The following is a 17,745-nucleotide window of genomic DNA, read 5'->3' as shown; positions in this document are numbered from 1 at the left end:
TGTCATGGTTATCAAGACGATCCTGATTTTCCTGATTGCCCTTTTGGGCTATTCCGAGTGGCTGACCGGTACGAGTTACCTTCAGCGCCCCATTGTGCTCGGACCGTTGGTCGGCCTTGTCATGGGCGATGTGGTGACCGGCACCATTATGGGCGCCACGATGGAGCTTGCCATGGTCGGTGCCATCTCGGTCGGTGCGTATAACCCGCCCGATACGATTTCCGGAACCATTCTGGGCGTGTCGCTTGCCATGCAGGCCGGCGCGGACGCTTCGGCGGCCCTGACCCTGGGCATTCCCATCGCAACGATCGTCCTGGCGCTCGATACGGCCCTGGGCCAGCCGGTCATGCTGCTGCTGGTGCACCGTATCGACAAAAACGTCGAGGACGGAGACACCAAGGCCATCACGCGCAACATGCTCATCGCCGGTTACGCGCAGAGCTGGTGCGGCCTGCTGATCATTCCCCTGGCATTCTTCTTTGGCGCCGATGCTGTTGTCAGCCTGCTCAACATCATCCCCGATTTCGTTCAGACCGGCATGGATGTCGCCGCCGCCTTCTTGCCCGCACTCGGCTTTGCGATGCTGGCGCAGATGATTATGAACAAAACAGTGGCTCCGTTCTTCTTCGCTGGCTTCTTCCTCGTCGCCTACTTTGGCATTAGCACGACGGGCGTGGCGATCTTTGCCGCGATTATCGTCGTCGCGATGACGGTTTTGGGTGACAAGAAAAAGGCGGAGCAGCCCGCAGTGGCAACCGAGGATCCTGCGATTGGGAGTGGGTTCGATGAGTTTTAAGTTTGAGTCTTCCTACGACGGGCTGATTTCCCGCGCAGACCTTAAGAAGCTGTTCTGGCGCTCGATTCCCTATGAGCATTCCTGGAACTACGAGCGTATGGGCCATATCGGCTTTATGTGGGCCCTTATGCCGATCCTTCGCAAGCTGTATCCGCAGGATGCGGACTTTAAGGCCGCACTCAAGCGCCATATGGAGCTCTATAACGTCACGCCGTATATCTCGACGCTCCCCATGTCCATTGCTGCCGCAATGGAAGAAGTCAACGCCACCGAAGATAACTTTGACACGAGCGCGATCTCTAATGTCAAGCTTGCTTTGATGGGACCGCTGTCCGGCGTGGGCGATGCCTTCTACTGGGGTACGCTGCGAATTTTGGCAACGGGTGTCGGCACGTCGCTGGCGCTGCAGGGCTCTATTCTTGGCCCGATTTTGTTCTTGCTCGTGTTCAACGTCCCCCACTACATCATCCGTTACCTGCTGACGTTTGTGGGATATCGCTTTGGCTCGGACATGATCAGCAAGGTCCAGGAATCGGGCATTATGGACACGATCGTCAAGATGGCCTCTATCATGGGCGCCATGGTGATCGGCGCTATGACCATGGAGATGGTCACCGTGGACATTCCGCTCATGGTCGGCGCGGGCGATGGCGCTCAGACGCTCGCCGAGCTGCTCAACGGAATCTTCCCGGGCTTTGTCACGATGGGACTGTTTGGAATTGTCTATCTCATGCTCAAGAAGAAGATGAATCCGCTGCTCATCATGCTCGTAATCCTACTCGTGAGTATCGCCGGCGCGTTCTTTGGAGTGCTTGGTGTTCAGTAGGGCATCCGTCATAATTAAAACAATGTAAGAGGGGGCGTCGCGCACATTGTGCTGCGGCGCCCTTTTGCCGAAAGGTGGACAAGATGGAGTATCCGCAGCTTGCCGTCATGAATATCAGCCATCGTTATTTTGACCTTGAGGAATTCTTTTCCTCGGCTGCGGCCTCGGGCTACACGTGTTGCGAGCTTTGGACCGGGGCGATGCATCTGTATGTCGATTGCCATGGATACGATTCGATCGAGCAGGTGCGGGAGCTGTCACAGCGGTATGGGGTTCGGATTGTGGGGCTTTGTCCCGAACAGAACAACCCCAAGCCGTGGAATATCGCGGCGCGCGGGAATGAAGCGCGTACCCGCACGCTCGCGTACTTTAAGAACGTTGTGGATATCGCGGCGGAACTTGGAGCCGAGCAGGTCATGGTCTCGAGCGGCTGGGCATTTTTGAACGAGCCGATCGAAGACGCGTGGGGTCGCAGTGCCTCGATGCTGCGTGCGATTGCCGAGCATGCGGGAGAACGCGGCGTGCGACTGGTGCTCGAGGCCCTACAGCCGGTTGAGTCGATGATCGTGAACTTGGCGGCCGACACGAAGCGCATGATCGAGGCAGTTGACCATCCGGCACTTAAGGCGTGTCTGGATATGGGCGCCATGGCGGTGGCGGGGGATACCATCGACGATTATTTCGATCTGCTTGGCGATGATGTCGCCCACGTGCATTTTGTCGATGTTGCGGCAGATGGCACGACGCATCTTGCCTGGGGTGACGGCGACCGCGATATGCGCGCCGACCTGGATAGGCTGGTGGTGCGCGGCTATCGCGGAGTTGTTTCGGCCGAGACCTATGACGGGCGCTATTTTGCCGACCCCGCAGCTGCCGATGCGCAGGTAATGGCAGAGTATCGTCGTGCGATTGGCGCCTAGGTGGGGTCGGGCTGCGGCAACCTGCCCTATGTTTCCAGATGAATACGGTGTGAGCGGCTGCGACGGATTTTCCCCGCAAGCACTCTAGTATGCTAAAGTACCCAGAAGACCGGCGGAGCTACGCCGGTCTTCTGTTCTATACGAAGCACAGCATGAGGAGGCTCACCAGATGACGGCCACACCGTGGGGATTTCGGGACATATTGCCCGATGAGGCTCAGGCGCGCGAGGAGATTGCGCTGACGGTGAAGGGCTGCTTTAGGGAGCATCATTACCTGCCGGTCGAGACGCCGCTGCTCGAGGACAAGGGTTCGCTCGAGGAAGGCGGCCGCATTGCGGACACGCCGTTTAAACTCTTCGACGACGATGGGCGCCTGCTGGTGGTCCGTCCCGACAATACGTTGCCGATCGTGCGCTTGGTTTCGACCCGCATGCGCGCGGCCGACCTGCCCCTGCGCCTGCGCTACGAGGCGCCGGTGGTTCGCGAGTGCCAGCGCAACGCAGGCGGCTCGCGTCAGTTTACGCAGCTGGGCTTTGAGCTCATCGGCGCGGGCGATACCGCGGGCGATGTCGAGATTGTCTCGCTGGTAGCCGAGGCCGTGCGCGAGCTAGCGCTGCCCGGTGCGCGCATTATCGCAGGTAGCGTTCGTCCTTTTAAGGAGCTGCTCGCGGCGTGTGAGGATCGCGAGCTGGCTGCCGAGGCCCTGCGCTGCGTGCACGCCAACGACTTTGTGGGCCTCGATGCCCGCGTGGCGGCAAGCGCCGAGTCCGATGCCGTCAAGGTTGCCATTAGCGAGCTGCCGCGCTTGCACGGCGGCGCCGAGGTACTCGACCGCGTCGATGTGCTTCTGGCGGCGGCGGGCATCGTCGCGCCGCTCACGAGTGAGCTGCGTGCTCTGGTCGAGGGCCTGGCTCCCGGGGACGCCCAGGTGCTGTCCTTCGACTTCTCCATCATGAACTCGTTTGATTACTACACGGGCCTGGTCTTTAAGGCCTATGCCGGCGGCCTGCCCGATCCGGTCGGTTCGGGCGGCCGCTACGACTCCATCTTTACCGGCGCATTTGGCGACGGCATCGAGGTGCCGGCGGCGGGTTTCGCCTTTTCGCTCGAGCGTCTGGAGGCCGCGCGCACCTCGGCCGAGGACGCCGCCCCCGATGGCGACCACGCCGTGGGCCGTGGCGCCGAGGGCCCGCTACGCATCGCCGTGCCCAAGGGCTCGCTCAAGGCCGATACGCTCGACGTGCTCGAGGCCGCGGGCTTAGACGTCTCTGAGTTGCGCGACCCCGGCCGTCACCTGATCGTGCGCGGCCGCGACACGCGTGCCGGTAAGGGCGCGGTCGGCGATATCGAGTTTGTCATCGTGCGTCCCAGCGATGCGCCCGCCTTTGTGGGCTGCGGCGGTGCCGATTGCGGCATCTGCGGTTGGGACTCGCTTATCGAGGCAGACCTCAACCTGCTGCAGTTGGTCGATCTGGGTTACGGCCTGTGCACTTTCATTGAGGCGGAGCCCGCGTGGCGCGCCGGCCAGGCCGAGCGCAACTATGCCCGTCGCGGGTCGCTTCGCGTGGCCACCAAGTATCCGCGCATCGCGAGCGCCTGGTATGCCGAGCGCGGCGTGAACGCCGATATCGTCTCGCTGCACGGCAACATTGAGCTGGGTCCCATCGTCGGCATGACCGATCGCATCGTGGATATTACCGCCACGGGCGCCACGCTGCGCGATAACGACCTCGTTATTACTGGTCGCATTATGGACTGCACGGCCCGCTTCTTTGTCAATCCGGGTGCCGCACGTCTGGATCCGCGCGTACGCAATCTGGCAGATCGCTTGGCGGCAGCCGTGAAGGACAAGCATTTTGAGCCCGTTGCGGGCTCGGCACAATAGCGCGAGCACGCACGGGCGCCCCAACGTCCGGGCGGCGGGCCGACTGACGCCGCCGCCCGGTCTCTCGTTTTTCGAACAAAAACCTCGACTGATAGGGGATACCGATATGAAGACTATCAAGCTTGCTCCCGGTGAGCGCCTCGTTACCAACCAGCTCAACCGCAAGGGCGTGCTGCCGCAAAACATCGTCGACGCCGCCCGCGATATCGTGGCCAACGTGCGTGCCAACGGCGATGCCGCGGTGCGCGATTACTGCCAGCGTTTTGACGGTGTTGAGCTGCAGAGCTTCCGTCTTCCGCAAGAGCAGATCGATGCCGCGCTCGAAGGCCTCGATCCGGCTTTTGTCGCGGCGCTCGAAAAGGCTGCACGCCAGATTCGCGAGTTCCACCAGCGCGAGGTCGAGCAGAGCTGGTTTACCACGCGCCCGGACGGCACGATGCTCGGCGTTAAGGTGACCCCACTTGCTGCGGCCGGTATCTACGTGCCGGGCGGTCGTGCACAGTACCCTTCCACCGTGCTTATGAACGCCATTCCCGCCAAGGTGGCCGGCGTCAAACGCGTGGTCATGGTAACCCCACCGCAAAAGGATGGACTGATTAGCCCGTATACGCTCGCGGCCGCCAAGCTCGGCGGCGTGGACGAGATCTATATGGTGGGCGGCGCCCAGGCCGTGGCCGCGCTGGCGTACGGCACCGAGACCATTCCGCGCGTCGACAAGATCACCGGTCCGGGCAACGCCTTTGTTGCCGCTGCCAAGCAGATTGTCTCGGGCGACGTGGGCATCGATATGGTCGCCGGCCCGTCCGAGGTCTGCGTACTGGCCGATGCCACGGCCAAGCCCATGGTGGTCGCGGCCGACCTGATGGCCCAGGCCGAGCACGATCCGTTGGCGGCCTGCTATCTGGTGACCTGCGACGAGCAGTTTGCGCGCGAGGTCGAGGCCGGCATCGATATCCTGGTGGCGCAGTCCCCGCGTGCCGAGATCACGCGCGCCTCGCTCGATAACGAGGGCACCATCGTGGTGGCCGCCGACATGGCTGCCGCCGTCGAGGCGGTGAACACCGTGGCGCCCGAGCACCTGGAGCTGCACTGCAAGGATGCGATGGGCCTGCTTGGCGGCATTCGCAACGCCGGCGCCATCTTTGTGGGCGCTTGGAGCTCCGAGCCGCTTGGCGATTACGTTGCCGGTCCCAACCACACGCTGCCGACCGGCGGCACGGCCATGTTCTCCAACCCGCTTTCGGTGGAAGAGTTCGTCAAGCGCTCGAGCGTCATTTGCTATACGCCCGAGGGCCTGCTCTCGGACGCTCCCGCGACGCAGCGCCTGGCCGAGGCCGAGGGCCTGTGGGCGCACGCGCTTTCCGCCGCCCTGCGTCGCCGCGTGCTGGAACAGGGCGAGGATGCCGTGAGTGCCGAGTCGCTGGCCGCGGCCGACCTGACCAAGGTCGCCTGGCCGGGCGATGCCGTGGCGACGGTTGCCGAGGGCGTGGACCTGGCGGCTGCGGGCGCGGATGGCGCTGGCGCGACCGGCGGGGAGGCCTAATATGGCCGAACTCACGCCCCGCATGAAGGAGCTCGTCCAGCCCTACCTGGCCGGTATTGAGCCCTACGATCCCAACTTTACGCCCACGCGCATCAACCTTTCGGCCAACGAGAACACCTATCCCGTGCCGGCCGGCGTGCGCGAGGCGGTCGACGCCGCCCTGGCTGTCACGCCGCTCAACCGCTACCCCGATCCCATGTCGAACGACTTGCGCGACGAGCTGGCTACCTGGCATGGTGTGACGCGCGAGAATATTTGCGTGGGCAACGGCGGCGACGAGCTACTCTATAACTACCTGCTGGCGTTTGGCGGCGCGAGGCGGACCCTGCTCAACTGCCCGCCGTGCTTTAGCGAGTATGCCTTCTTTGCGTCTCTGTGCCAGACCGAGGTGCGCGACGTGTGGCGCGACCCGGCGACCTTTAGGCTCGACCAAGCTGCTGTGCTCGCGGCGGCGCCGGAGTGCAGCCTCGCCATTGTGACCTCGCCCAACAATCCCACGGGTGACGTGGCGCCGCTCGACTTTGTCGCGGCCCTGTGCGATGCGTGCCCCGGCATGGTCATGGTCGACGAGGCCTACGTTGAGTTTGCCGACGATTCGTTTGGCGCGGCCACCACGGCGCAAGGGCTTATCGCCGAGCATCCAAACCTGGTGATTCTGCATACGCTGTCCAAGGCGTTTGGCGCCGCCGGCACGCGTCTGGGCTACGTGATCGCGGCGCCCGAGGTCATCGATGTGTTCGCCGCGATTCGCCAGATCTACTCGGTTAACGTGCTGAGCCAAGCCGCCGCGCTTGCCTGCGTGCGTGCCCGCGATGCGTACGCGCCCGTGGTGGCACAGGTTGCATCCGAGCGCGAACGCGAGCTGCGCGCCCTGCGCGCGATGGCTGCCGAGGGCCTGCCCGTGGAGGCATGGCCGAGTGCGGCGAATTTTGTGCTCGTGCGTACGCCGCATGCCACGCGCGTGCGCGAGCGTCTGCGCGACGAGTATTCGATTTTGGTGCGCGACTTTAGCTACGCGCCGGGGCTCGCGGACTGTCTGCGCATTACCGTGGGCACGCCGCAGGAAAACGATGAGGTGCTGGCTGCGTTTGCCGCGCTGGTGAAGGAGGAGATGTAGATGGGCCGCTATGCCGAGGTGACCCGCAAGACGGGCGAGACCGACATCGTCGTAAAGCTTGACCTGGACGGAAGCGGCGTGTGCGATATCTCGACCGGCGTGCCGTTTTTCGACCACATGCTCAACGCCTTTGGTCGCCATGGCCTGTTCGATTTGACGGTACATGCGGTGGGCGACGTTGATGTCGACGCGCATCACACCGTCGAGGACACGGGCATCGTGCTGGGCGAGGCGTTTTGCCAAGCGCTGGGTGACAAGGCGGGCATTACGCGCTTTGCCGACGCGGCGATTGCCATGGACGAGACGCTCGTGATGGCCGCTGTGGATATCTCGGGCCGCGGGCAGGCCTATTGTGAGCTGCCCGTGCCGACCGAGCGCGTGGGCAGCTTTGATACCGAGCTGGCCGTCGAGTTCTTCTATGGCTTTGCGCGCGATGCCAAGCTCACGCTGCACGTGCGCGAGCTGGCGGGCGGCAACTCGCATCACATTATCGAGGCCGCCTTTAAGGCCGTGGGCCGCACGATGCGCCATGCCTGCGAGCTCGATCCCCGCGTGCAGGGCATCCCCAGCACCAAGGGCTCACTGTAATCTACCAAAAAGGGACAGGTTTATTTTGGCAGGTTTTATCTGCGGGAATGCTGTCTCATGTGGTGGGTGAACGTTTAACCGACCAAAATTAACCTGTCCCTTTTTGGCAGGTTTTGAATGGGAAAAGGGAGGGTCGCGTGGGCGAACCGAAGATCGTGGTGGTCGACTACCACAAGGGCAACTTGTCGAGCGTTGTGCGCGGGCTTGCGCGCGCCGGTGCCGCCGCTTGCACGTCGGACGATCCAGAGCAGATCCGCAACGCCGACGGCCTGGTCATCCCGGGCGTGGGCGCGTTCTACGACGCGATCGCCTTTATGCGCGAGAGCGGCGAGGCGGACGCGGTGCTCGATGCCGTTGCCGCCGGAACTCCGCTGCTCGGCATCTGCCTGGGCCTTCAGCTCTTTTTTGAGCGCGGCAACGAGGGCGTGCCTGCGGACGAGGGCGCGGTTGCCGACGGCAACACCCCCGAGCAGGTCGGTGGCCCCTGGGTCGATGGCCTGGGCATCATGCGTGGCTCGTGCACGCGCCTGGAGTCGAGCCGTCTGAAGGTCCCGCATGTGGGCTGGGATCAGGTGCACATGACGCCTGCCGGCGCGGCCGACCCGCTGCTCGCCGGTTTTGCCGAGGGCGCCAACATGTACTTCACCCACAGCTACGCGGTGGCAGACGATGCCGATACCGCCGACGTCCTGGCGCGCACGCACTACACGCGGAGCTTCCCGTGCATCGTGCGCCACGGCAACGTGTGGGGCTGCCAGTTCCATCCCGAGAAATCCTCTGCGCTGGGTCAGCGCATCCTTAAGAACTTCGTGAGCATCGTCGAGGAGGTTGGCAGATGATCCTGTTTCCCGCAATCGATTTGATCGGCGGCAAGGTCGTGCGCCTGGAGCGCGGCGACCGGAGCCGCTGCAAGGTATATTCCGACGATCCCGTCGCCGTCGCCCGCTCCTTTGCCGAGCAGGGTGCGAGCTGGGTGCACGTCGTCGACCTGTCCGCTGCCTTTGGCGAGGACGAGGACGCGTGCGCTGCCAACTCGGCAGCGATCGAGGCCATCTGCGGCGTCGACGGCCTGTCCGTGGACGTGGGCGGCGGTGTTCGCTCGCTCGCGCGCATCGACGAGCTGGCCGGCTACGGCGCTCGCCGCATTGCACTGGGAACCGTGCTGGTGACCGAGCCGGGTTTTGCCGAGGTGGCGGCCCAAGGCTTTGGCGAGCTGCTGGTGGCTGACATTGCCGCACGCGACGGCCAGGTCAAGGTGAACGGCTGGCGCGATGGTGCGGGCGTGGCACTCGACGATGCCGTGGCGCAGCTTTCCGAGCTGGGTTTTAAGCATCTGGTGTATACCGACATCGCGCGTGATGGCATGCAGACGGGCATCGACGTGGCGGCGTATCGCCATGTGGCCGAGGTCGCGGGCTTTCCCGTCGTGGCTTCGGGCGGCATCTCGACGCTCGACGATATCCGCGCACTGGCCGCGGTGGGTGAGGGCGCGATTGAAGGTGCCATTACCGGTCGCGCACTCTACGAGGGCAACTTTACGCTGACCCAGGCGCTCGCCGCTGCACGAGGGGAGGAATAGCCAATGCTTACCAAGCGCGTGATTCCCTGTCTGGATGTTAAGGACGGTCGTGTGGTCAAGGGCGTCAACTTCGTGAGTCTGCGCGATGCGGGCGATCCGGTGGAGCTGGCGCGTGCCTACGACCGCGAGGGTGCAGACGAGGTTGTTTTCCTGGATATTACCGCCACAAGCGACAACCGTGCGACAACTATTGAGATGGCGGCGCATGCGGCCGAGGAGCTCGCCATCCCCTATACCGTGGGCGGCGGCTTTCGCGACCTGGCGGGCATGCGGACCATGGTTGCCGCCGGTGCCGACAAGGTGTCGCTTAACTCTGCCGCCGTGCGCGATCCGTCGTTGATCAGCCAGGCTGCCGCGGCGTTTGGCAGCCAGGCCGTGGTCGTGGCGATCGATGCCAAGCGCGTCGGCTTGCCCGGAGCATCCGGTGCCGACAAGTGGGAGGTCTTTACCGCAGGAGGCCGCAACGCCACGGGTATCGACGCGGTGGCGTGGGCCGAGGAGGCAGCTCGCCGCGGCGCCGGCGAGATCCTGCTGACCAGTATGGATCGCGACGGCACCAAGGCCGGCTTTGACCTGGCGCTCACCCGCGCTGTGGCCCGCGCGGTGCCAATCCCCGTCATCGCGAGCGGCGGTGTGGGCACGCTCGAGCATTTTGCCGAGGGCGTGATTGAGGGCGAGGCCGATGCCGTGCTGGCGGCGAGCGTCTTTCACTTTGGAACCTTCAGCATTCGCGAAGTCAAAGAGTATATGGCCAGCCAGGGCATCCCTGTCAGATTGGATTTTTAAATGGAGCAAGTGACAACTGCGTCCGAGCTTAAATACGACGCCCGTGGGCTGATTCCTTGTGTGGTTCAGCAATATGACACCGGCGAGGTGCTTATGGTTGCCTGGATGAACGAGGAGTCGGTGGGGCTGACGCTCAAGACCGGGACCACGTGGTTTTGGAGCCGCAGCCGTCAGGAGCTGTGGAACAAAGGCGCGACGAGCGGCAACATGCAGGAGGTCAAGGAGCTCTGGGCCGACTGCGATAGCGATACGCTGCTGGTCAAGGTCGACTCGCCAGGTCCGGCCTGCCATACCGGCAACCGTACCTGTTTCTTTAAGCGCGTGGAAGGGGGAGTGCGATGAAAGTCGTGACGCCGTTCGAGGTCGCCGACTGCAACACCGAGCTCCTCCGCGCGGGCGTGCCATGCCGCGTGCACCTGACTGATGCCTGCGGGGCGCAGTCGCTTTGGCTCGAGGCCGAGAAGGAAAGGCTCGATGAGGCCCATGCCGTCATCGTTGAGTTCTTTGAGAAAAAGGGCGCAAAGCCTCGGTTCGATGAGACCGGTACCTACTTTACGCTGCAGTAACGAGAGGAAATAACCATGGGAGTCAGAACAGCTAACGTGCAGCCGGGAAATATCGGCGAGACGCTGACGGGACTGGCCGAGGTGATTCACGGTCGTCGCGATGCGTCGCCACAGGAGAGCTACACCGCTCGTCTGCTGACCGACGCCGAGGACGAACTGCTCAAGAAGCTTGCCGAGGAGGCGAGCGAGGTCATCATGGCCTGCAAGGACAACGACCACGACCACATCCGCTACGAAGCCGGCGACCTGATCTACCACCTGCTCGTGACGCTCGAGCGTTACGGCATCACCCTCGACGAGCTGGCCGGCGAACTCAACGCCCGCCGCCACTAGTCGCTTAAGAACGTCCCCAATGACTCGTTAGGCGAGGGGCGTGGACTCCCATTCTCCGTTGAGGTGGGGGATGTCGAAGGTTCGATAACCGCAGTCGTAGGCGTGGGCCTGAGCCTCGCGGATGTTCCAGCAAATATCGCAGGCGCGGTGCGCGTCCGAGCCAAAGGTGATGGGTGCCTCGGCGTGGGCGAAGCAACGCAACAGCCCCGTCGAGGGGTAATAGTCGTCGAGGCCCTTGCGCGGCGCGGCGGTCGAGACCTCAACGCGGCGACCCATATCGTGGGCGCATTCGGCCATCTGCTCCCAAAACGGCGCGGGGTCAAAATCGGGCGCAAAGCCTTCCTTCGAAAAGCGCATGACCAGGTCGGGGTGGGCCATTACATCAAAGTTGAGCGGGCTCTCGCAGGCGCGGCACCAGTCATCGACGTAGCGCTCCCACACGCCGCGCACGCCTAAGTTATCCCAAACGTGCAGGTTGGTGTCGTCGTCGATCCAACCGCAAAGGGAATCGGGCATATCGGGGCGAGCGACGTTTTCCGTTCCCGCCGTGCCCGCGGCGCCGGCCATGATATCGCCCGGATCGCCAATCCAATGCACGCTGCCCAAGCGTACGACGGCGCCCTGGGACCAGCGCTCAACCAAAGGCTCACAGCCCTCGTACCAATCGCATTCAAAACCATAGATAAGCTCGAGCTCCGGCGCAATCTGCGCGGCGAGTTTGCGGGCGCCCTCAAAGGCCAGACGATGTGCCGTCAGGTCGCCCTCGACAACCTGCACTTCGCAGTTGGCGTCCATGCTGGCGGGCAGGGTGAGATGGTCAGTCGAGACCATGACGCGGCAGCCGGCCGCAGCGGCGGCGCGAACGTTGTCCTCAAACGAGGCATGGCCGTCCGAAAACGAGGTGTGGGTATGGCAATCAACCAGCGGGCATGCGGGCATGGCGACTCCTTTGCGTCAAGCGAATCCGCTCCATTGTAATAGCGCAGTCTCGGCGCGTCGTGCACGCGAGGTGCCGAAATCGACTGGAAAGGGTGCGCGGTGCGGCCTCGCTTGCTCTCAAATCGTGTACGTCAGCCTCCAAAACCGACAAAAAATGACATGTTTGGAGGCTGACGTACACGTTTGGATAGGGGCGAGGGCGGCGATGGACGAAAGTCACGCCTGTGCCACGTCCGATGTGCTAGCGTTTGGGTGAATAAAACGAGCCCGTGCGGAAAGGATCCGGACCGTATGCAACGTGGAAGTACATCTCCGCTGTCCCGCGAGACCGATGCGCCCGAGACCATCGTCAAGCTAGAGTGCGACATCGACGATGCGTCGCCCGAGGTACTCGCCTATGCCGCCGACCGCTTGCGCGAGGCGGGCGCCCGCGAAGTGCACTGGCTGCCTCTCTACTGCAAAAAAGGTCGTCCCGGCTGGCAGCTGCAGGTAATCTGCGCCCGCGAGGACATTGACCGTCTGCAGATGACCATCTTTTTGGAAACCACGACCAACGGCATCCGCCGCCAGGTTATGGAGCGCGTCTGTCTGCCGCGTCGTTTTGAGCAGGTGGCGACGCCTTGGGGCGAGGTATCCGTTAAGGTGGCGACCCTGCCCGACGGCAGCGAGCGCGCGGCTCCCGAGTACGAAGACTGCGCCCGTCTTGCTCGCGAGCATAGCGTGCCGCTCCAGCGCGTGATGCAGGCGGCACAAGCCTCGACACTGCGATTTGAGTAACGCGGCCGGTGGCACGCCACGCCCAGCCCCATCAACCCCACCCGAAAGGACCACCATGAAATACCTCATCGCTTCCGACATTCACGGCTCGGCATATTGGACCGAGCGCCTGGTCGCCGCCATCGAGTCCGAGCAGCCCGACCGCATCGTGCTGCTGGGCGACCTGCTCTACCACGGCCCGCGCAACGACCTGCCGCGCGACTACGCCCCCAAGCGTGCGATTCCGCTGCTCAACGCCCTGGCCGACCGCATCATCGCGGTGCGCGGCAACTGTGACGCCGAGGTCGACCAGATGGTACTCGACTTTCCCGTCATGGCCGACTATGCCACGCTGTTCGACGAGACCGGCCGCGAGCTGTTCCTGACGCATGGCCACGTCTTTGGCGCCGGCATGCACAACAGCGTCGACCACGCGCCCGCGCTGCCCGAGGGCTCCGCGCTCGTCTACGGCCACACGCATATCAAGGTTAACGAGGCAAGCGAGGCGCACCCGGGCCTGTGGCTCTTCAACCCCGGCAGCGTGAGCATTCCCAAGGACGGCACGCACAGCTACGGCATCTACGAGGGCGGCGCGTTCCGCCACGTGACCCTGGAGGAAGAATAACCATGGCGCAGCATATGGCTCAGCAAAATGCCGAGGGTTCGCGCGATCTGTCCACGCTGGTCGACGCGTCGGCCGAGCTGCAGCATCTGGTGCAGACCATCTGGCGTCTGCGTCAGCCCGATGGCTGCCCGTGGGACCGCGAGCAGACGCATCAGAGCATCGGCAAGAACATGATCGAGGAAGCCTATGAGGCGCTCGATTGCATCGAGGCGGACGACGTGGCACATCTGCGCGAGGAGCTCGGCGACGTGCTCATGCAGGTGGTACTGCATGCGCAGATTGCGGCGGACGCCGGTGAGTTTACGCTGGCCGATGTGGCACGCGATATCGACGCCAAGCTCATCCGCCGTCACCCGCACGTGTTTGGCGATGCGGATGCCGATAACTTTGACGAGGTACTCAAGATCTGGGACGAGGTTAAGCTTGCCGAGAAAGCTGCCAAGGACAAGGCCGTGGCGGCAGGCGAGGCTGCGCCCGAGGGCCTGCTCGACGGCGTGCCCACGCATCTGCCGGCGCTGATGCAGGCCCAGAAGGTGTCGCGCAAGGCAGCGGCCGTGGGCTTTGAGTGGGAGACGGTCCAGGACGTGTGGGACGAGGTCGCCGAGGAGCGTGCCGAGTTTGAGGCCGAGGCTCCCGGCTCGCCCGAGCGCGAGATGGAGTTTGGCGACCTGCTCTTTGCCCTGGTCAACGTTGCGCGCAAGGAGGGAATCGACGCCGAGAGTGCCCTTCGTGCCAGCACGGCAAAGTTCCGCCGCCGTTGGGCCGCGATGGAGCAGATGGCGGCCAACGCTCATGTAGATCTGGCTGAGCTTTCGACCCACGGCCTCAACGACCTTTGGGATGCCGCAAAGGCGGAGGAGTAAGACTGCGGGAACGACGGGCTGACATGCCTCATCGTTCCCGCTAAATTTTTCGAAAAACAATTGTATCCCTCGGCTAACTTAGGGCATAATGCAAAAAGTGCGACATGGCTAACTTACGGAGGCGCACCGATGGTGCACGGTCGGCCAGTCGCTTGCATCAACTACGTTTCCAAGTGAGAGGGAGACAACATGAGCGATATTTTGGACGTCTACGGTCGCGAGGTGCTCGACAGCCGCGGCAACCCCACCGTCGAGGTCGAGGTCGTGCTCGAGGACGGCAGCTTCGGCCGCGCGATGGTGCCTTCGGGCGCTTCGACCGGCGCCTTTGAGGCATGCGAGCTGCGCGATGGCGACAAGGGTCGCTACCTGGGCAAGGGCGTCTCACAGGCCGTCGAACACGTCAACAACGAGTGCGCCGATGCCGTCGTGGGCCTCGATGCCTTCGATCAGCGCGCCGTCGATGCGGCGCTGATTGCCGCGGACGGTACCCCCAACAAGACCAAGCTCGGCGCCAACGCCATTCTGGGCGTGTCGCTGGCTGTTGCCCGCGCCGCTGCCGAGTCGGCGGGTCTGTCGCTGTACCAGTACCTGGGCGGCGTCAACGCTCACCTGCTGCCCACACCCATGATGAACATCCTCAACGGTGGCGTGCATGCCGACAACAACGTTGACTTCCAGGAGTTCATGATCATGCCTGTGGGTGCTCCGAGCTTTGCCGAGGGCCTGCGCTGGTGCGCCGAGGTCTATCACACCCTCAAGGGCGTGCTGCACGAGGCCGGCCTTGGCGGCGGCGTGGGCGACGAGGGCGGTTTCGCGCCCAACCTCAAAACCAATGCCGAACCGTTCGAGTACATTACCAAGGCCGTCGAGAAGGCTGGCTTTAAGCCCGGCGTCGACTTCATGTACGCCATGGACCCGGCGTCCACCGAGTTCTACAACGCCGAGACCGGTATGTACGAGCTCAAGGGCGAGGGCGTGGAGTACACGAGCGCCCAGATGGTCGATTACTGGGAGAAGCTCGTCGACACCTATCCCATCATCTCCATCGAGGACGGCATGGCCGAGGAGGACTGGGACGGCTGGGTTGAGCTCACCCGTCGCATTGGCAACAAGGTGCAGCTGGTGGGCGACGACCTGTTCGTTACCAACACCGAGCGCCTCAAGAAGGGCATCGAACTGGGCGCTGCCAACGCGATTCTAGTCAAGGTCAACCAGATCGGCACGCTCACCGAGTCGCTCGAGGCCATCGAAACCGCCAAGGAGGCCGGCTATGCTTGCATCGTGAGCCACCGTTCCGGCGAGACCGAGGACTCCACGATCGCCGACCTGGTCGTGGGCGTCAACGCCGGCCAGATTAAGTCGGGCGCCCCGTGCCGCAGTGATCGCATCGCCAAGTATAACCAGCTCATCCGCATCGAGGACGAGCTCGAGGGCAGCGCGCGCTACGCCGGCAAGTCTGCGTTCTACAACATCCGCTAGACAGATGAGCCTGGCGGGGAGGGGGTGGACTCGGTTCCGCCCCGCCTTGCCCGGATGCCGCAAAGCACTATTGGCGCTGGGCCGTGTGGCTCAGCGCCTTTTTTATGTCGAGCAAAGGCTGGCGAAGGCGGTGCGGGCGCTCGTGCTATAACTAAAGGACTTAGCGCAAACAAACCTCAACCGCACAAGGCGCACATGGATCAGATTTACGACAACAGGTACTATTCCGCCGGTTCGCGTGAGCCGTCGTCTCGTCGTGCGCATTCGGTGCAGCTTGGCGGGCCCGATTATACGGGCGCTGCCCGTCCCACGCATCGCACGGCAGGCAATTCGGACTCCCATGCTCAAATGAATATGTCGACGGACCGCCCGTCACGTTCGGCGCGCCCGACGCATGCTTCGCGTACGCAGCGCCCCTCGGCTCAAACGCACGAAAAGTCGACCAGGCCCTCAAGCCGTCTTTCCGGCTCGGACTTTATGCACTACGCCAACGACAACGCAGTGGTCAAGGCAATTTACGACTTTACCCACGGTCCTCAGCGAGGGCTATTCATCGGCATTGTCGTTGCCCTGGTGCTCGTGAGCCTGTATTTCCCTGTGCGCGATCTGTACGTGGCAAAGCGTTCGAGCGATATCTTGGCCAAGCAGGTCGAGATTCGTCAGCAATACAATGATGAGCTGCAAAAAAGCGTCGACAAACTGCTCTCGGAGGAGGGCATTAAGGACGCGGCGTCCGAGGACCTGGGCCTGGTGATGCCCGGCGAGACCAAGATTGACGTGCTGGGTCTGGATGACGATTCAGATTCGTCTTCGAGCAAGAAGTCGTCGAACGCCAAGAAGGCCAGCGAAGTTGCCAAGGAAATCGAAGAAGTCGGTAAGGACGCGCCGTGGTACATCCAGGCGCTCGACATGCTGTTTGGGTTTAACGGTGTCGAGGGCCAGGCGGTCGTGTCCAACGGCAAATAGCGCCCGGAGGGGGGCCGCAATGACAAATTGCAAACGCTATAAGGTGGCGGCGATCGACCTGGGAACGGTGTCGTCGCGACTGGTGTTGGCCCAGGTCGAGGGCGGGGCGATCGTGGAATCGTCCAAGCACACCGAGATTACCGATCTGGGCGAGGGCGTCGACGCGACGGGCCGCTTTTGCGAGGCGGCGGTCGAGCGCGTGCTCGCTGCATGCCGCATGTTTGTGGACGAGGCGCGTGCCTTTGGGGCCGCGTGCATTTGCACCACATGCACGAGCGCCGCGCGCGATGCATCCAATGCCGCCCTGCTGCTGGACGGCCTGCGTAAGCTGGGGCTCGAACCGCAGGTGATTCCGGGCGAGGTCGAGGCGCGCCTGACGTTTTTTGGCGTGGCGCACGACTTTGCCGGCGAGCGCATCATTGTTGCCGATTCGGGTGGCGGATCCACGGAACTCGCGACGGGTGTGTACGCACCGGAGCGTGGGGTCTTCGCGCTGGAGGGTACGCGTTCGCTGGACATCGGTTGTCGCCGCGTGACGGAGCGGTTTTTCTCGGCACTGCCGCCTGCGGACGGCGAGCTTGCTGCCGCTGCCAACTGGGCGGGCGAGCAGTTCGCCGCCTATTTTGAGGGCCTGCCGAGCAATTTTGAGCGTGCAGAGCGCCTGGTCGCGGTGGGTGGCACCGTCACCACTCTCGTGGCGCTGGTTCACGAGCTGGAGCCGTATGATTCGAGCTTTGTGCACCTGCGCGAGCTTTCGATGGAACAGATTTCGGCTGCTATCGAGCACATGTCTGTGTTGGACGCGGACGGCATCGCCGCGCTACCGGGTGTGCAGCCCAAACGCGCGGGCGTGATCTTGGCTGGCGCCGTGGTGATTCGCGAGCTCATGCGTGCCGGCGGCTACAAGACGCTCACCGTAAGCGAGAATAGCCTACTCGCCGGTATGGCCGCCACCATCAACGAGACTCTTGACGGTGCAACCCCCACCATCGCCTGGACTCCCAGCCTGAGTGCCCTTTAAAAGTGGTCAAAAAAGCTCTGTCCCAAATGAGCTGCTCTGCAGTTGACGGCATCCAAAAGAAACGAGCCCGCATCCCTGGGGGACACGGGCTCGTAAACAATACGTGGTAGGGGCGGTGGGACGTCTGCGTATTTGCTGCGCAAATCCGCACCGGCTT

The 17,745-nt window shown here is 63.3% G+C and carries 20 protein-coding genes; 19 read left to right on the top strand and 1 reads right to left on the bottom strand.

The annotated features are described in order from the left end of the window. Window positions 1-4: 4 nt before the first annotated feature. From CSV91_RS06675 to hisE, 13 genes are all read left to right on the top strand, one after another. Window positions 5-796, top strand: coding sequence for a PTS mannose/fructose/sorbose/N-acetylgalactosamine transporter subunit IIC (locus CSV91_RS06675; RefSeq protein ID WP_099432277.1), 792 nt, complete (start codon window positions 5-7; stop codon window positions 794-796). Further along, window positions 786-1,622, top strand: a complete 837-nt coding sequence (locus CSV91_RS06670) for a PTS system mannose/fructose/sorbose family transporter subunit IID (protein WP_099432276.1) — start codon at window positions 786-788, stop codon at window positions 1,620-1,622. Before CSV91_RS06675 ends, CSV91_RS06670 begins: the two co-directional genes overlap by 11 nt. Before the next feature lie 83 nt (window positions 1,623-1,705). Then, complete coding sequence (locus tag CSV91_RS06665) at window positions 1,706-2,542, top strand: sugar phosphate isomerase/epimerase family protein (RefSeq protein ID WP_099432275.1); 837 nt, start codon at window positions 1,706-1,708, stop codon at window positions 2,540-2,542. Window positions 2,543-2,711: 169 nt separating this feature from the next. Further along, complete coding sequence (gene hisG, locus CSV91_RS06660; protein WP_099432274.1) at window positions 2,712-4,427, top strand: ATP phosphoribosyltransferase; 1,716 nt, start codon at window positions 2,712-2,714, stop codon at window positions 4,425-4,427. Between the two features lie 106 nt (window positions 4,428-4,533). Continuing rightward, window positions 4,534-5,970, top strand: a complete 1,437-nt coding sequence (gene hisD, locus CSV91_RS06655; RefSeq protein ID WP_099432273.1) for a histidinol dehydrogenase — start codon at window positions 4,534-4,536, stop codon at window positions 5,968-5,970. Between the two features lies 1 nt (window position 5,971). Further along, complete coding sequence (gene hisC, locus CSV91_RS06650; protein WP_172622459.1) at window positions 5,972-7,087, top strand: histidinol-phosphate transaminase; 1,116 nt, start codon at window positions 5,972-5,974, stop codon at window positions 7,085-7,087. Continuing rightward, entirely contained in the window at window positions 7,088-7,675 is a 588-nt protein-coding gene (gene hisB, locus CSV91_RS06645; RefSeq protein ID WP_099432271.1) for an imidazoleglycerol-phosphate dehydratase HisB, read from the top strand. A gap of 137 nt (window positions 7,676-7,812) precedes the next feature. After that, on the top strand, window positions 7,813-8,514 hold the full coding sequence (locus CSV91_RS06640; RefSeq protein WP_099432270.1) for an imidazole glycerol phosphate synthase subunit HisH: 702 nt from the start codon (window positions 7,813-7,815) through the stop codon (window positions 8,512-8,514). Beyond that, window positions 8,511-9,254 carry a 1-(5-phosphoribosyl)-5-[(5-phosphoribosylamino)methylideneamino]imidazole-4-carboxamide isomerase gene (locus CSV91_RS06635; RefSeq protein WP_099432269.1) on the top strand — a complete coding sequence of 248 codons (744 nt, stop codon included), beginning with the start codon at window positions 8,511-8,513 and terminating at the stop codon, window positions 9,252-9,254. The genes CSV91_RS06640 and CSV91_RS06635 overlap by 4 nt, the downstream gene beginning before the upstream one ends. A 3-nt stretch (window positions 9,255-9,257) precedes the next feature. After that, window positions 9,258-10,040: an imidazole glycerol phosphate synthase subunit HisF gene (hisF, locus tag CSV91_RS06630; RefSeq protein ID WP_099432268.1), complete on the top strand. Its 783-nt coding sequence runs from the start codon at window positions 9,258-9,260 to the stop codon at window positions 10,038-10,040. Continuing rightward, window positions 10,041-10,382: a phosphoribosyl-AMP cyclohydrolase gene (gene hisI, locus CSV91_RS06625; RefSeq protein ID WP_099432267.1), complete on the top strand. Its 342-nt coding sequence runs from the start codon at window positions 10,041-10,043 to the stop codon at window positions 10,380-10,382. Further along, on the top strand, window positions 10,379-10,606 hold the full coding sequence (locus CSV91_RS06620; RefSeq protein ID WP_099432266.1) for an RDAC family protein: 228 nt from the start codon (window positions 10,379-10,381) through the stop codon (window positions 10,604-10,606). Before hisI ends, CSV91_RS06620 begins: the two co-directional genes overlap by 4 nt. A gap of 15 nt (window positions 10,607-10,621) precedes the next feature. Beyond that, entirely contained in the window at window positions 10,622-10,939 is a 318-nt protein-coding gene (hisE, locus tag CSV91_RS06615) for a phosphoribosyl-ATP diphosphatase (RefSeq protein WP_099432265.1), read from the top strand. Window positions 10,940-10,966: 27 nt separating this feature from the next. Here the strand turns inward: hisE and CSV91_RS06610 are convergent, their stop codons facing one another. Continuing rightward, a complete protein-coding gene (locus tag CSV91_RS06610; RefSeq protein WP_099432264.1) occupies window positions 10,967-11,878 on the bottom strand; it encodes a PHP domain-containing protein in 912 nt (303 codons plus the stop codon). A 291-nt stretch (window positions 11,879-12,169) separates the two neighbouring features. On the opposite strand from CSV91_RS06610, the gene larC2 reads away from it, so the two are divergent. The 6 genes from larC2 (at window position 12,170) to CSV91_RS06580 (ending at window position 17,588) form a co-directional block, all read left to right on the top strand. Then, on the top strand, window positions 12,170-12,655 hold the full coding sequence (gene larC2 / locus CSV91_RS06605) for a nickel pincer cofactor biosynthesis protein LarC2 (protein ID WP_099432263.1): 486 nt from the start codon (window positions 12,170-12,172) through the stop codon (window positions 12,653-12,655). A gap of 55 nt (window positions 12,656-12,710) precedes the next feature. After that, window positions 12,711-13,259: a phosphodiesterase gene (gene yfcE / locus CSV91_RS06600; protein WP_099432262.1), complete on the top strand. Its 549-nt coding sequence runs from the start codon at window positions 12,711-12,713 to the stop codon at window positions 13,257-13,259. 2 nt (window positions 13,260-13,261) lie between these two features. Beyond that, window positions 13,262-14,122, top strand: coding sequence for a nucleoside triphosphate pyrophosphohydrolase (gene mazG, locus CSV91_RS06595; RefSeq protein ID WP_099432261.1), 861 nt, complete (start codon window positions 13,262-13,264; stop codon window positions 14,120-14,122). A gap of 189 nt (window positions 14,123-14,311) precedes the next feature. Further along, on the top strand, window positions 14,312-15,601 hold the full coding sequence (gene eno / locus CSV91_RS06590) for a phosphopyruvate hydratase (protein ID WP_099432260.1): 1,290 nt from the start codon (window positions 14,312-14,314) through the stop codon (window positions 15,599-15,601). A gap of 195 nt (window positions 15,602-15,796) precedes the next feature. Beyond that, on the top strand, window positions 15,797-16,567 hold the full coding sequence (locus tag CSV91_RS10155) for an FtsB family cell division protein (protein ID WP_232049580.1): 771 nt from the start codon (window positions 15,797-15,799) through the stop codon (window positions 16,565-16,567). 19 nt (window positions 16,568-16,586) lie between these two features. Next, window positions 16,587-17,588: a Ppx/GppA phosphatase family protein gene (locus CSV91_RS06580; RefSeq protein WP_099432259.1), complete on the top strand. Its 1,002-nt coding sequence runs from the start codon at window positions 16,587-16,589 to the stop codon at window positions 17,586-17,588. The last annotated feature ends 157 nt before the right edge of the window (window positions 17,589-17,745 follow it).

It is taken from the genome of Collinsella aerofaciens, assembly GCF_002736145.1.
GTDB lineage: Bacteria > Actinomycetota > Coriobacteriia > Coriobacteriales > Coriobacteriaceae > Collinsella > Collinsella aerofaciens_A.
The sequence above is the reverse complement of the archived record's forward strand: the minus strand, read 5'-3'. Positions and strand labels throughout refer to the sequence as shown.

Bases quoted from the DNA above. Each gene is read 5' to 3' on its own strand.
- CSV91_RS06675 (WP_099432277.1), top strand. From the start codon at position 5: ATGGTTATCAAGACGATCCTGATTTTCCTGATTGCCCTTTTGGGCTAT.
- CSV91_RS06670 (WP_099432276.1), top strand. From the start codon at position 786: ATGAGTTTTAAGTTTGAGTCTTCCTACGACGGGCTGATTTCCCGCGCA.
- CSV91_RS06665 (WP_099432275.1), top strand. From the start codon at position 1,706: ATGGAGTATCCGCAGCTTGCCGTCATGAATATCAGCCATCGTTATTTT.
- hisG (WP_099432274.1), top strand. From the start codon at position 2,712: ATGACGGCCACACCGTGGGGATTTCGGGACATATTGCCCGATGAGGCT.
- hisD (WP_099432273.1), top strand. From the start codon at position 4,534: ATGAAGACTATCAAGCTTGCTCCCGGTGAGCGCCTCGTTACCAACCAG.
- hisC (WP_172622459.1), top strand. From the start codon at position 5,972: ATGGCCGAACTCACGCCCCGCATGAAGGAGCTCGTCCAGCCCTACCTG.
- hisB (WP_099432271.1), top strand. From the start codon at position 7,088: ATGGGCCGCTATGCCGAGGTGACCCGCAAGACGGGCGAGACCGACATC.
- CSV91_RS06635 (WP_099432269.1), top strand. From the start codon at position 8,511: ATGATCCTGTTTCCCGCAATCGATTTGATCGGCGGCAAGGTCGTGCGC.
- hisF (WP_099432268.1), top strand. From the start codon at position 9,258: ATGCTTACCAAGCGCGTGATTCCCTGTCTGGATGTTAAGGACGGTCGT.
- hisI (WP_099432267.1), top strand. From the start codon at position 10,041: ATGGAGCAAGTGACAACTGCGTCCGAGCTTAAATACGACGCCCGTGGG.
- CSV91_RS06620 (WP_099432266.1), top strand. From the start codon at position 10,379: ATGAAAGTCGTGACGCCGTTCGAGGTCGCCGACTGCAACACCGAGCTC.
- hisE (WP_099432265.1), top strand. From the start codon at position 10,622: ATGGGAGTCAGAACAGCTAACGTGCAGCCGGGAAATATCGGCGAGACG.
- CSV91_RS06610 (WP_099432264.1), bottom strand. From the start codon at position 11,878: ATGCCCGCATGCCCGCTGGTTGATTGCCATACCCACACCTCGTTTTCG.
- larC2 (WP_099432263.1), top strand. From the start codon at position 12,170: ATGCAACGTGGAAGTACATCTCCGCTGTCCCGCGAGACCGATGCGCCC.
- yfcE (WP_099432262.1), top strand. From the start codon at position 12,711: ATGAAATACCTCATCGCTTCCGACATTCACGGCTCGGCATATTGGACC.
- mazG (WP_099432261.1), top strand. From the start codon at position 13,262: ATGGCGCAGCATATGGCTCAGCAAAATGCCGAGGGTTCGCGCGATCTG.
- eno (WP_099432260.1), top strand. From the start codon at position 14,312: ATGAGCGATATTTTGGACGTCTACGGTCGCGAGGTGCTCGACAGCCGC.
- CSV91_RS10155 (WP_232049580.1), top strand. From the start codon at position 15,797: ATGGATCAGATTTACGACAACAGGTACTATTCCGCCGGTTCGCGTGAG.
- CSV91_RS06580 (WP_099432259.1), top strand. From the start codon at position 16,587: ATGACAAATTGCAAACGCTATAAGGTGGCGGCGATCGACCTGGGAACG.